Raw genomic sequence first — 12230 nt, 5'->3', positions numbered from 1 at the left:
ATAAACCCCGAAGCAACAAGGAGAAAACGCGGATTATGTCGCTCCACTCGCCGCGAAGTAGATGGAGAAAGCCATGGTAGGGCTCACCCGCTTCAGTATCGTGAACCGCGTACTGGTGGTTCTGCTCAGCGTTGTTGTCGTCGTTTTCGGGTTCGTTTCCGTCAGCGCGATGAAGGTGGAGCTCTTCCCTTCGCTGGACCCGCCCAGTGCGCACGTCTACGCCTCCTACCCCGGGTCCTCCCCCGAGGTGATGAGCCAGGAGGTCGCAGATCCGATCGAGTCGAGCCTGGAGTCCCTGGACGGTCTGGACGACCTCGCCTCCACCTCCACCCAGGGCCTGACGGTCATCGAGGCCGACTTCGAGGTGGACGCCGATGCCGAGCAGTCGATCGACGGCGTCCGGCAGCGCGTCAACGAGGCCCAGGCCGATATTCCGGCGAACACCGAGGTCGAGGTCATGGACCAGGGGGGCGGTGAGGACGACGACTTCGTGCTCACCTTGTCCGCCAGCGCCGACGAGAGCGCCGGTACGCTCTCGGCCAACCTCGACGAGCGCGTCGTGCCGGCCCTGGAGGAGATCGGGGGCGTCCGCCAGGTGGACGTCTGGGGCGACCAGAGCCAATACATCGAGATCACGCCGGACGAGGACGAACTCGAGGAGCGCGGTCTGAGCGTGGAGAGCATCACCACCGTGCTGGAGGGCAGCGGGCTCCTGCTGCCCGGAGGCGACCTCACGGTGGACGAGCAGACTCTGGCGATCACGGTCGGCAGCGACAACGCCACGCTGGAGGACCTGGAGGACCTCCACATGCTCCCCGAGCCCGACCCCGCGGACCCGGACCCCTCTTCCTCCGCCGACACCGTGGGACTCGATGCCGTGGCCGACGTCGAGTGGGCTGTACAAGAGGAAGAGTCCTACACCCGGGGCAACGGTTCCGACGCGGTCAGCCTGACCGTGTACAAGGAGCGGGCCGCCAACATCATCGAGGTCTCCCAGCAGGTGCACTCGGCCCTCCCCACCCTGGCCGAGGACCTCGGTTCCGAAGGCGAGCTGTTCGCCACCGTCGAGACAGCGCCCTTCATCGAGGACTCCATCGACGGCCTCATGAACGAGGGCCTCATCGGCCTGGTCGCCGTCATCGCGCTCATCATGCTGTTCCTGATGTCGGTGCGCACGACTCTGGTCACACTGGTCTCGATCCCCCTCTCCTTGCTGACCGGCCTCGTCGTGCTCTGGCTGACCGGGAACACGCTCAATATTCTCACCCTCGCCGGGCTCACGGCGGCGATCGGCCGCGTGGTGGACGACTCCATCGTGGTCCTGGAGAACATCAAGCGACATCTGTCCTACGGCGGGGAACGGTTGAGCTCCATCATCACGGCTGTGCGTGAGGTGGCCAGCGCGGTCGTCTCCTCCACGCTGGCCACGGCGGCGGTGTTCCTGCCACTAGCATTCATCGGCGGTGAGCTGGGGCTGCTCTTCCAGCCGTTCGGTATCGCGATGTCGGTGGCCCTGCTGGCCTCCCTCGTCGTCGCCTTCGCTGTCATCCCGCTCCTGGCCCACTGGTTCCTCAAGGACGAAGCCGTGCCCGAGGAGGAACGTGTGGAGGCCGTCCGGCGGGCCCAGGAGCGCGAGCGCAAGAGCTGGGTACAGCGCGCCTACCTGCCCATCATCAAGGGGGCGGTCCACCGCGAGAACCGCGGATGGCGGACCTGGCGCCGTTGGGGCATCCTCACCACGGCGTTCGTGATCTTCATTGCCAGCATCGTCCTGGGTACGGGGCTGCGGTTCGTCTTCCTGGAGGACAGCGGACAGAACCAGCTCAGCATCCAGCAGGAACTCCCGCCTGGTACAGCGCTGGAAGTCACGGACGAGGCCGCGCGCGAGGTCGAGGATCTGCTCGACGACGTCGACGACGTCGTCTCCTACGAGGCCACGGTCGGCAGCGACGGCGCCACTACCGCGTCCCACTCCGCCAACTTCTGGGTGACCGTCGACCCCGAGAGCGACGTGGCCGAGGTACGTGGCGACATTCAGGAGCAGTTGGACGGTCTGGACGAAGCGGGGACCCTGACGGTCGGGACTATGTTCCAGTCGGGTGAGTCCAGCGGCAACCGGGTCGAGGTGGAGTTGCGCTCCGACGACGCCGATGACCTGGAGGAGGCCGCCGCCGACGTCGCCGCCATGATGGGAGATGTCGATCATGCCGGCGACGTGTCCAACGAGTTGGACACGGTTGTCTCGGGCATCGAGGTGACGCCCGTCCCCGCGCGCGCCGCCGAGAACGGCTTCGACGACGAACAGCTCTCCTGGGCCGTCGAGAGCGCCATGAACGGCATGGACCTGGGCCAGATCATGCTTGGCGGGACCGAGCGCGACATCATGATCGACCTGGGCGACGCGCCGGCTGACCTCGGTGAACTGCGCGACCTCGAACTGGAGGGCGAGCGAGGCACGGTCCGCTTGGGGGAGTTGGCCGACGTCGAGCAGGTCGAGCGCCCGGCCGCCGTGACACATACCGAGGGAGAGCGCAGCTCCCGGGTGGGGGTCGAGGGGTCCACGATGGACCTTCCGCTCATCTCGGACGAGGTGACCGCCGAGATGGAGAAGCTCGAACTGCCTGACGGTGTGTCCTACACGGTTGTGGGGGACGCGGAGACGCAGGAGGAGGCCCAGAGCGATCTGGGGATCGTGCTGCTCGCCTCGATCGCCATCGTGTTCGTCATCATGGTCGCCACGCTTCGGAGCCTGGCCCAGCCGTTGATCCTCATGGTGTCCGTGCCGCTGGCGGTGACCGGCTCCGTGGTCGGCTTGGTCGTGACCGACACCGCAATGAGTATGTCCGCGGGTATCGGAATGCTCATGCTGGTCGGCATCGTGGTCACCAACGCGATCATGCTCATCGATCTCATCAACCAGTACCGGGCCGAGGGGATGACGCTGGCCGAGGCGGTCATCGAGGGAACGCGGCACAGGCTGCGGCCGATCCTCATGACCTCCCTGGCGACGATGGGCGCTCTGGTCCCGATGGCCATCGGTCTGGGCAGTGGGAGCGTGTTCATCGCCCAGGCTCTGTCGATCGTGGTCATCGGTGGCCTGACGAGCTCGGCCCTGTTGACGCTCATCGTGGTCCCGACCCTCTACATGATGTTGGAGGAGACCAAACAGAGCTGGCGCGAGCGTCGGATTCGCAGGTCCCGCGAACGAGAGTTCAAGCGCGCGGGCACGGCCGCCGACCCCGCCCCGCAGGAGAGCGATTCGGTGGAGTCTGACCGACCCGGTGGCGGGCACGCCGCCGGCGACCAGCACGAGACCGGGGGCCAAGAGGAGAATTGACCCCCGCGCACGAAGGAGGGGCCGGTCACGCGATCGCGTGACCGGCCCCTCCTTCGTGCGCGTACGGGAGAGACCAGCGGGATCTCGCCAGGGTCGCCGACGTCACCACTGCGATGCCGGCGTAGCGGCTGCTCAGGAAGGAACGGAGCTCTTCCGCCGCCACGGCTGGAGCGCCGTAGGCCGGGGGGAGGGGCAGAGCTCACTCATGGAGGTTCTCAGGTGCTCGCGGCCGCCCGGGAAGTGGGACGCCGGCTCCTCGATCCCGCCCGGAGGTTCGTGAACTCCTGCTGGACATCGGACGGGTCGATGCGGGCTGGCGCCGGGTTCGGCATGCGTGGCAGGCGTCCCGGATTCAGTGGGACGTGGCCTCCTTGCCGAGGAGTCGGGGCCGGCTCCAACTTCTCGGCGACGCTGTCGGGCAGCGGCCGTTGGTGGACGTCCTTCCAGCACGGGGTGTCCTGACGCCGGGCCGACCGGTAATGCAGGACCAGGAGCTCCTCGGCCCCGTCCACGGTGCTGGTGACGCGCTCGTTGCAGGCCGCGGTGTTAGCCGGGGACCAGTTGCTGTCGGGGAAGTGGCGCACGGTATCGGAGGCCGCCTCTCCGACACCGATCATCGACACCTGGGCCGACTCGACCAGAGCGACATCGATGCGGCCGCCGAAGGCGTCCTCCGAGTGGCTGGGCCCCATCCAACCGGCCGTACCGCCGTCTCCGATCACCAAGGGGCTGATCATGGAATCCTCCAGAGGACAGAGGAGTGGGGGACCCCGCCGCGGAGCGCGAGCGGGGCGGGGTCAGACGTTCATGAGAGCTCGAACAGGACAGAATCGGCGGGGGTGTGCACGGTACGAGTGTTGTGGAGCTTCCAACCGCCCTCCTCGAAGACCCCCTCCCACTCCTGCAGGGTGGGCAGGTAGACACCCATGAAGTCGTGCGCCGTCTCGAACGCGAGGGTGAAGACCGGCTTCTCCTGGTCCGGGACGCCGCTGGTCCGGGCAGTGTCCCCCAGTAGGAAGCGCTTGACGTTGGGGAAGGCCTCTCGCAGCTTGCGCAGTGAGGCGATGCACTGTTCCCGGGGCCAGAAGTCGTGGCCCATCATGAAGCAGGTGAGTAGCTCGACCTTCTCGAACTCGGGGTCGGGGGCGAGGTCGCGGACATCGGCCTCGGCGAAGGTGAAGCGGTCGCCGACGCCCTGGGCCGCCAGATGGTCGGACGCCGCTTCGATGGTGTCGGGGGCGAGGTCGATCCCGACACCGGTGGCTTCGGGGCGGAACGAGGCGATCTGGGCGAGCCGTCCGCCGCTACCGCAGCCCAGGTCCGCCACGTGCGAGAACTCGAAGTCCAAGCCGTGCATGGCCTCCCAGAACACCGGGTCGAACGAGTTCTGATTGATGTCCCGGCACGCGAAGCCGATGGCGGCCGCGTCACGCCGGTAGAAGTCGCCGACGCGGTTGGCGTTGCGCATGACCCGGGGCATGTCGGAGAAGAGCCCGGCGCTGCCGATCGTGAGCCAGTGGAAGAACGCCTTGTGCCGGTAGACCTCATCCAGTTCGGGGCCGGTGTGGAAGAGATCCGTGTCGGTCTCGTCGCGGATGCACACGCCTCCGGCTGCCAGGGCGGTGAACAGGGCCCGGGTCGCGGGAAGGTGGAGGTCGTGCCGGGCGGCGAAGTCCGGGGCAGAGACCCGTTCCTGCTCGCGCAGGGCGTCGAGAGCCCCGACCTCCCACGCGGATGCGATCGCGAAGCCCGCGACCGTCGCGTTGAAGAGCCCCGCCGATCCGCTGCCGGAGGGGAGCGGTCGAGGCGATCTCACATCTGACATGGTTCCTTGCCTTTCTGCTGGAGCGCGATTCCGAACGGCATGGTGGTCGGGAAGGCGGGAATGTCGTACGGCCGGTTCACACGGTTCTGACGTCGGGCACGTAGAGGATCCACTGGCCCCCGGCCTCACGGAATTCCTGCTCCTTGGCCATGATCTCCTCGGCGTGGTTCCAGGCGAAGAGGAGCGCGTAGTCGGGGTAGGGAGAGGAGAATGCCGATGCCTCCCGGACCGGGATGTGCACGCCCGGCGTGAGCCGACCCTGCTTGGCGGGGGTGCTGTCGCACACGAACTCGACGAGGTCGGGGCCGATGCCGCACAGGTTGGTCACTGTGGCGCTCTTGGCGGTCGCGCCGTAGCCGACCACGCGCTTGCCCTCCTTCTTGAGCCGGCGCAGGAGGGAGACCAGGTCGTCACGGATGGTCAGCACGCGGCTGCCGAAGCCACGCAGGGTGTCCAGGGTGTGCAGGTCGCGTTCGTGCTCCTGCTCCTGAAGCTCGGTGACGGCCGGCGCCGGGGTGCGGCTCCCCGCGCGGGCGAGGGTGTAACGCACCTCGCCGCCGTGGACCGCAAGGTGCTCGACGTCGACGAGCTCCAAGCCGTGCCGGGCGGCCATCGCCGCGACCGACTGGGCACTGAACAGGAAGAAGTGCTCGTCGTAGATCTGGTCGAAGGAAGTCTTGTCGACGATGTCGCCGAGGTAGGGGTCCTCGAACACGAACACGCCGTTCGGGGACAGCAGCGCGGCGATCCCGTCCAGGATGGACCCGATGTAGGGGATGTGGCAGATCGTGTTTGCGGAGTAGATGACGTCGGCGGGGCCATCGGCCTCCAGGATCTCCTTGGCCGTGGACTCCTCGAAGAAGGACTTCCTGACCCGGATCCCCTGCTCGGCGGCGGCGTCGGCGACGCTGCCCGAGGGCTCGATGCCCAGGTGGCGCAGCCCTGACTGGGCGATGGCGCGGAGCATGACGCCGTCGTTGCAGCCGATTTCGACGATGAAGGGGTCGTCACCAGTGAGTTCGGTCCCCATGAACCGTTTCGCGAGCCCCTCGAAGTGCTCGCGCATGAAGGCCGACCCGGAGGAAAAGTAGGGGTAGCCCTCGTTGAACATGCGGTCCCGGGGGACCTCCTCCATGAGCTGCACCATGGAGCACGACTCGCACATTCCAACAGTGAGTCGGTAGAAGAACTCTTCGGAGTGGTCGGAGTCCGGAAGCAGGAAAGCATCGGAAAGCGGCTGGCGGTCGAAATCGAAGAATTCTGTAACAGGGCTCTGGCAAACTCGGCAAGATGATTTTGCGGTCATTGCTCCAACCGGTTCTCTTCTTTTTGTTCCATGGGCACGGGTGTCCGGTGTCTCGGGTCCCCGGCTGTACGCAAGACGCGACGCACCCGTGATACCGGAAGTCCGCCCTAACTTCAGAGGGGATGTCCGGGGCGACGCTACATCATTCCCCCTGAGGTGCCCAGGCTGATTTTCGTGGGTCGGTGCCCAGGATCCCTTTTCCGGGGCCGGCGGCTTGTCGGAGGATTTTTCGGAATGGAGGTGGGCACGCCTCCCGCAGGCGTGTTCACGGCTGGAGCCCGACGACTTTCGCCGGATGTGGCGCACGTGCGGGTGTGCTGTCCCGCCAGCGGGACGGCGCACCCGCACGTGCGCGCTGACGTGAGGGGCATCGGGTCTGGGTAAATCGAATCGGGACGCACTGCGTTGTTCCTGGCGCGGGAATCATGCACTATGTCCGTATGACTCGGACCAGTCGTCGGCCGCCCACTTCGGGAGCGGTCGGGAAAATCCCTGTCCGACTACGGCCCCCGCGATATCGGATCGAGCGGAGAGCGCTCTACTGGTGGGCACTCCAGGCTCTTCTCGTGTCGGTTCTTCTGCTGGCCCTCCTGTGGGCCGTACCCGTTTTCTGGGAAGGAGTCAGATCCTGGAGCGAACCGGTGTTCTGGGTTGTTGCTGTCGGGAGCGCGCCGACCGTTATCGTCATGCCGTTGAGTCGTTATCTGGTCCACCGGTGGGAATTTACCGATAAGGCTGCTTATTCGCTCACCGGATGGCTGGTCAGAGAATGGCGCATCGCTCCGGTGTCGAGAATCCAGGGGGTGAATACGGTGCGAGGTCCCCTCCAGCGGCTCTTCGGGCTGGCGACGCTCCGGGTCACCACGGCTTCCGAGGAGGGCACCGTCGTCGTCCCTGGAGTGGATGCGGACATCGCCACCGAGGCGGCGCGTGCACTCACAGAGATCACATGGAGTACTCCCGGTGATGCCACATGAGCAGTATGTCACCACCAGGGGCTGCCGAGGAGATCCGCTCCGACAGTGGACGTGGCCCCGGGCCGCAGTCCCACGCGGAGACCGACGACGTGCCCTGGTCCCGGCTCGACCTGCGGGTCGTGTGGGTCAACCTGTTCGGCCTTCTGGTCTCCCTGGTACCGACAGTCGTGGCGCGGGTCTTTTTCGGGGTGGACGCCGACTCCGGATCCTTCGGGCTCTGGCCCGCACTGATCATCAGCTCCATCGGAGTCACGGGGACCGTGCTCGGCCTGAACCGCTGGTGGAAGACGTGGTACCGGATCACCGACGACCGGGTGGAGCTGATCACGGGCCGGGTCGTGCGCACTTACAGGTACGTTCCCCGGGAACGGATCCGCACAGTGGAGACCGGCGCGCGTCTGAGGCACCGTATCGCCCGCCTGCGGATCCTGGAGGTGGGCTCCGGCGAGAAGGGGAGCGCCTTCAAACTCGACGCCATCCAGGCCGACGAGGCCGAGCGGCTGCGCCGTGAGCTGATGGGCGCCCACGCCGAGGAGGACGAGGGCACCGACGGCCCGGAGCCGATCGCTGTCCTGCGCCGGCACTGGATCCTCTACAACGCGACCAGTATGTGGGCAGCGGCCATAGGGGCGCTGCTTCTGTTCAGCGCCTTCTGGACCTTCCAGGTTTTCGCTGTGGACCTGCGCGACGTGTTCCGCGGCCTGTGGGACTGGGACGCGCTCGGCACCCTTGGCTCGGTTCTGGTCGGCGGACTTTGCCTCCACCTCATCGGCACCGTGTTCCTCACCATCGGCTTCTTCAAGGACCGATGGGGCTTCCGGCTGGAGCGGGTCCGCACCGATGACGGTACGGTCCTGCGGACCAGGGAAGGGCTCCTGCGTACCCGCGAGGTCAACCGCGAGGACCGCCGCCTGCGCGGCATGAGTGTGAGCCAACCGCTGCTCGGCCGCTGGATGGGAACCACGGAGACCGAGGTCGTCTCCACGGGGCTGGCCGCCTGGACCCCGGGGACCGACCCGCCGAGCATCGTCCTGCCCAAGACCTCGGGCAAGGAGGCGCGGCGCGTGGCCGGGCTGATCCTCCAGGACGGGATCTGCCCCTTGGAAGCACCGCTGACCCCGCACCCCCGGGCGGCCTTGTACCGACGGTTCGGATGGGCCGCGGTCGTGTCCGTGATCGCGGCTGCCGCCGTGAAGGCGTGGCCGGTGGAGGAACACTGGATGACGGTTGTCGCCGTGGCGTCACCGTTGTTCTTCCTCCTTGCGGCGATCGCCTACCGCTCCCTGGGACACACGAGGGTGGGCCCCTACGTGGTGACACGGTGGGGACTGTGGTCCCGTACGACCGTTGCGCTCCAGACCCGGGCCGTGGCCGGTTGGCGGTTCCGCCAGTCCCTCGCCCAGCGGTTGTTCGGCCTGATGTCCGTCGGGGTCCTGACCGCCGCCGGGGCGCGTCACTACAAGGCGCCCGACATGGCGGTCGGCGATGCCCCCTGGTTCGCGGGGCAGACGACCCCGGAGCTGCTCGCCGACTTCCTCGTCGAGGACACCACCCACCGATCAGCCAAGCGGGAGATGCGGAAGTAATGCGATACACGGAGATTGCGGACGACTTCTCGGCGAGCCGGATGGGGCTCGGCTGTAGCTCGATGTCCCACGGCTACGGGGAGGACGACAGGGACCCCGAGGAATCGGTCCGCGTCATCCACCGGGCTCTCGACCTCGGGATCAACCTGTTCGACAGTGCCGACGTCTACGGCCCGTTCAGCAATGAACTCCTGCTCGGCCGGGCGTTGGGCTCCTGCCCCGGGAAGGGGCAGGTCGCGACCAAGTGCGGGCTCATCGCCCGGGAGGACGGCACGTTCCGGCGCGATGGCCGGCCCGAACACCTGCGCAGGGCCTGTGAGGGCTCGCTTCGGCGACTCGGCACCGAGGTGATCGACCTCTATCAGTTGCACCGCGTGGACCCCGAGGTCCCCCTGGCCGAGACCTGGGGGGCCCTGGGCGAGCTCGTGCAGGAGGGCAAGGTGCGCGGGCTTGGGATCTCCCACGCCACCCGCGAGGAGATCGAACGGGTGCACGCGATCCACCCCATTACCGCGATCCAGTACGAACTGTCGGTGTGGGAACGGCGCAGCCGGGACGCCCTCCTGCCCTGGTGCGAGCGCAATGGGGTGGGTTTCCTGGCCTTCGCTCCGCTGGGCCGGGGATTCCTGTCCGGCCGGGTCAACGAGGGCGATCTGATCGAGGGGGACTCGCGCCGGCGCGACCCCCGTTTCGAGGAACCGGCCATGCGCGTCAACCGGGCGATCGTCCACGGCCTGGAAAAGGTGGCCGAACGGCACGGTGCGACGCCCGCCCAGGTGGCCGTGGCTTGGGTCCTCGCACAGAGCGATTCGGTCGTGCCGATACCTGGGACCCGGAGGATGCGCTGGCTGGAGGAGAACCACGGGGCGGTGCGCCTCACCCTCACCGCGAACGACTTGAAGGATCTGGAGGGCCTTCCGGACGCGGAGGGCGAGATGCGCTGGGACGAGGAACGCGCTGGGAGAACGGGCACGGAGGCCCGTCCCACCGACGACAGGAGCAGACGATGGGCATGATCTTTCCGCACACCACGTCGCGCAGGCTCATTTTCCGTCCGGCCTCGGTGGCCGATCACAAGGGGTTCTTCGACACCCTGCTGCGCCAGGGGTTCGAGAGCTTCCGCCCCGCCGACCTGCCCACACGGTCGCTGCTGCGGAGCCTGGACACGGTGTTCGTCGTCATCCACCGGTCCACCGGCGACGAGCTCGGTTTTAGCGCTCTCTACGGCCACGACCAGGCCGGGCACATGCGCTGTGGGCTCTACCTGGACAAGGACCGCCTGCACCTCGGAGTGGGTTCGGAAGCGGTCTTCCTGACGGTCAACTACGCCTTCGCCATGTTCCGTGTCGACCGACTCATCACCCAGACCACGGAGGCGAGCTCGGCCTCCTTCGGGCTCTCCTTCAGCCAGTCGGACAAGGACGGGGTTCTGAGCGACCACCTCTACTTCCGAGGGCGTCCCTGGGACCTGCACACCTTCCACATCGACCGCGCGGACTGGGAGGCCCTCATCGATACAGATCTGGCCGGTGTACTGCCCACTTCCATGAACTGGCGCGAAGCACCCTCCGAGCCCCCCGAGACCGAGCCGGGCGTACTTTCGCGGGCCGCGCCCAAGCCATCGGAGGCCGCCCGGGCCGAGACCCCGGAAAGCGAGCCCTCCGACGACGGGTAGTCCCACACGTCCCTCTCCGGCGGTTGAGGCGCCGGGCCCCAGCCGAACGAACGAACCATCAGGAGGAAACGTGTCGGAGCCACGGCTCATCACCGTTCTCGGGGCCTCGGGGCTCCTGGGTACAGCCATTGTCCGCGAACTGGCACAGCGGCCGGTGCGGCTGCGGCTCGCCAGCAGGAATCCACCCAAGGTGCCCGAGGACCGCCGAGCGCACGTCGAGACGTGTACGGGCGACCTCACCGAACCCGGCGCGGTGGCCCGGGCGGTCGACGGAGCCGACGTGGTGATCCACCTCGTCGTCCATTCGGTGGGCGAGAGCACCTGGCGGGTCATCACGGAGGACAACAAGGCCGAGCGGGTCAACGTCGGCCTGGTGCACGACGTGCTGGAGGCCATCCGGAAGCAGCGACCCGAGCAGCCCCCCGTCCTGCTCTTCGCGGGGTCGATGTCCCAGTTGGTGCGTGACCCCTCCGCCGAGGAGGACGTCCCGATCACCATCTACGACCGGCACAAGGACGCGGCCTGGCAGGCGATCGAACAGGCCAACGAGGAGGGGCTCGTTCGGGGGAGTTCGCTCCAGTTGGCCACCCTCTACTCGCAGGGGCCGGACCAGGGTGTGGAGGACCGGAGCGTGGTGGCGCTGATGATCCGCCAGGCGCTCGCTGGCCGCCCCATCACTATGTGGTTCGACGGTGCCCCCAAGCGCGACCTGCTGTGCGTGGACGACGCGGCCAAGGCATTCACCGCAGCGCTGGACCGGATCGACCGGACGGCGGGGCGGTACTGGCTGATCGGCCGGGGCGAGGAGACCACGATCGGCGAACTGTTCACGAAGATCTCGGAGACGGTCTCGGAGTACACGGGCAGTCCGCCGGTCCCGGTGGTCCCGGTGCCCGCGGCCGACTACGCGGTCGTCACCGACAGGATGGACTTCGTCCTGGACCCGGGCCCGTTCGAGGAAGTCACCGGCTGGTCCTCGCGAGTGCCCCTGGAACAGGGGCTGAAGGGCGCGGTCGTGACGCTCGCGGAGTCCGAAAACGGGCGGGGGTACTGATGCGGGTCGTATTGGTGGCAGGGGCGGAGAAGACCGTCTTCCAGTACTTGGCGCCCCTGGCGTGGGCGCTGCGGACCGCCGGACACGAGGTCCGCGTGGCCGCGCAGCCCAGGCTCGCGGAGGTGATCACCCAGGCCGGCCTGACCGCCGTGCCTGTGGGGCGGGACCTCGAACACTGGCGAATCACCGCGCACCGCCCCGAGCAGCTGGAGGAGATTCGCGAGGGCGTCATGGTGCCCTACGACGCTTTCGACGCTCCGGACCGGGCCACTTGGGAATATCTGCGGGACGGGTACGCCGAGGCCGCTCGCGGAGGGCATCGGGTCAACAACGTCCCCATCGTCTCCGATCTGGTGGAGTTCGCGTGCCAGTGGCAGCCGGACCTGGTGCTGTGGGATCCGATGATCTACGCCGGGGCGATCGCGGCCGAGGCCTGTGGTGCTGCGCATGGTCGGGTTCTGTTCTGTGTG

Annotated in this window: 9 protein-coding genes and 1 pseudogene; 7 read left to right on the top strand and 3 right to left on the bottom strand. The window is 67.5% G+C overall.

Going from position 1 to position 12230, the window contains the following annotated elements:
- Positions 1 to 73 precede the first annotated feature (73 nt).
- Positions 74 to 3337, top strand: a complete 3264-nt coding sequence (locus tag D473_RS0112050; RefSeq protein ID WP_017609323.1) for an efflux RND transporter permease subunit — start codon at positions 74 to 76, stop codon at positions 3335 to 3337.
- Between the two features lie 215 nt (positions 3338 to 3552).
- Here D473_RS0112050 and D473_RS26065 read toward each other — a convergent pair whose 3' ends face one another.
- From D473_RS26065 to D473_RS0112035, 3 genes are all read right to left on the bottom strand, one after another.
- Positions 3553 to 4074, bottom strand: a complete 522-nt coding sequence (locus D473_RS26065; RefSeq protein ID WP_017609322.1) for a tryptophan 7-halogenase — start codon at positions 4072 to 4074, stop codon at positions 3553 to 3555.
- Between the two features lie 68 nt (positions 4075 to 4142).
- On the bottom strand, positions 4143 to 5162 hold the full coding sequence (locus D473_RS0112040) for an SAM-dependent methyltransferase (RefSeq protein WP_033353265.1): 1020 nt from the start codon (positions 5160 to 5162) through the stop codon (positions 4143 to 4145).
- Positions 5163 to 5238: 76 nt separating this feature from the next.
- Positions 5239 to 6468 carry a class I SAM-dependent methyltransferase gene (locus D473_RS0112035; RefSeq protein ID WP_026126872.1) on the bottom strand — a complete coding sequence of 410 codons (1230 nt, stop codon included), beginning with the start codon at positions 6466 to 6468 and terminating at the stop codon, positions 5239 to 5241.
- A 566-nt stretch (positions 6469 to 7034) separates the two neighbouring features.
- Here D473_RS0112035 and D473_RS26590 point away from each other — a divergent pair.
- The 6 genes and pseudogenes from D473_RS26590 to D473_RS0112010 all read left to right on the top strand — a co-directional run.
- Positions 7035 to 7445, top strand: a complete 411-nt coding sequence (locus D473_RS26590) for a PH domain-containing protein (protein WP_241474771.1) — start codon at positions 7035 to 7037, stop codon at positions 7443 to 7445.
- Complete coding sequence (locus D473_RS24745) at positions 7442 to 9031, top strand: PH domain-containing protein (protein WP_083917985.1); 1590 nt, start codon at positions 7442 to 7444, stop codon at positions 9029 to 9031. Before D473_RS26590 ends, D473_RS24745 begins: the two co-directional genes overlap by 4 nt.
- Complete coding sequence (locus D473_RS0112025) at positions 9031 to 10047, top strand: aldo/keto reductase (RefSeq protein ID WP_051043044.1); 1017 nt, start codon at positions 9031 to 9033, stop codon at positions 10045 to 10047. The genes D473_RS24745 and D473_RS0112025 overlap by 1 nt, the downstream gene beginning before the upstream one ends.
- On the top strand, positions 10044 to 10706 hold the full coding sequence (locus D473_RS26060) for a GNAT family N-acetyltransferase (protein ID WP_161626423.1): 663 nt from the start codon (positions 10044 to 10046) through the stop codon (positions 10704 to 10706). The genes D473_RS0112025 and D473_RS26060 overlap by 4 nt, the downstream gene beginning before the upstream one ends.
- Positions 10707 to 10776: 70 nt before the next feature.
- Complete coding sequence (locus D473_RS0112015) at positions 10777 to 11760, top strand: NAD-dependent epimerase/dehydratase family protein (protein WP_017609316.1); 984 nt, start codon at positions 10777 to 10779, stop codon at positions 11758 to 11760.
- Positions 11760 to 12230, top strand: a pseudogene (locus tag D473_RS0112010) (glycosyl transferase); the annotation flags it as partial. The gene D473_RS0112015 and the pseudogene D473_RS0112010, both read left to right, overlap by 1 nt.

Source organism: Nocardiopsis xinjiangensis YIM 90004, from assembly GCF_000341145.1.
In the GTDB taxonomy this organism is placed as follows: domain Bacteria; phylum Actinomycetota; class Actinomycetes; order Streptosporangiales; family Streptosporangiaceae; genus Nocardiopsis; species Nocardiopsis xinjiangensis.
The sequence above is the reverse complement of the archived record's forward strand: the minus strand, read 5'-3'. Positions and strand labels throughout refer to the sequence as shown.

Bases quoted from the DNA above. Each gene is read 5' to 3' on its own strand.
- D473_RS0112050 (WP_017609323.1), top strand. From the start codon at position 74: ATGGTAGGGCTCACCCGCTTCAGTATCGTGAACCGCGTACTGGTGGTT.
- D473_RS26065 (WP_017609322.1), bottom strand. From the start codon at position 4,074: ATGATCAGCCCCTTGGTGATCGGAGACGGCGGTACGGCCGGTTGGATG.
- D473_RS0112040 (WP_033353265.1), bottom strand. From the start codon at position 5,162: ATGTCAGATGTGAGATCGCCTCGACCGCTCCCCTCCGGCAGCGGATCG.
- D473_RS0112035 (WP_026126872.1), bottom strand. From the start codon at position 6,468: ATGACCGCAAAATCATCTTGCCGAGTTTGCCAGAGCCCTGTTACAGAA.
- D473_RS24745 (WP_083917985.1), top strand. From the start codon at position 7,442: ATGAGCAGTATGTCACCACCAGGGGCTGCCGAGGAGATCCGCTCCGAC.
- D473_RS0112025 (WP_051043044.1), top strand. From the start codon at position 9,031: ATGCGATACACGGAGATTGCGGACGACTTCTCGGCGAGCCGGATGGGG.
- D473_RS26060 (WP_161626423.1), top strand. From the start codon at position 10,044: ATGATCTTTCCGCACACCACGTCGCGCAGGCTCATTTTCCGTCCGGCC.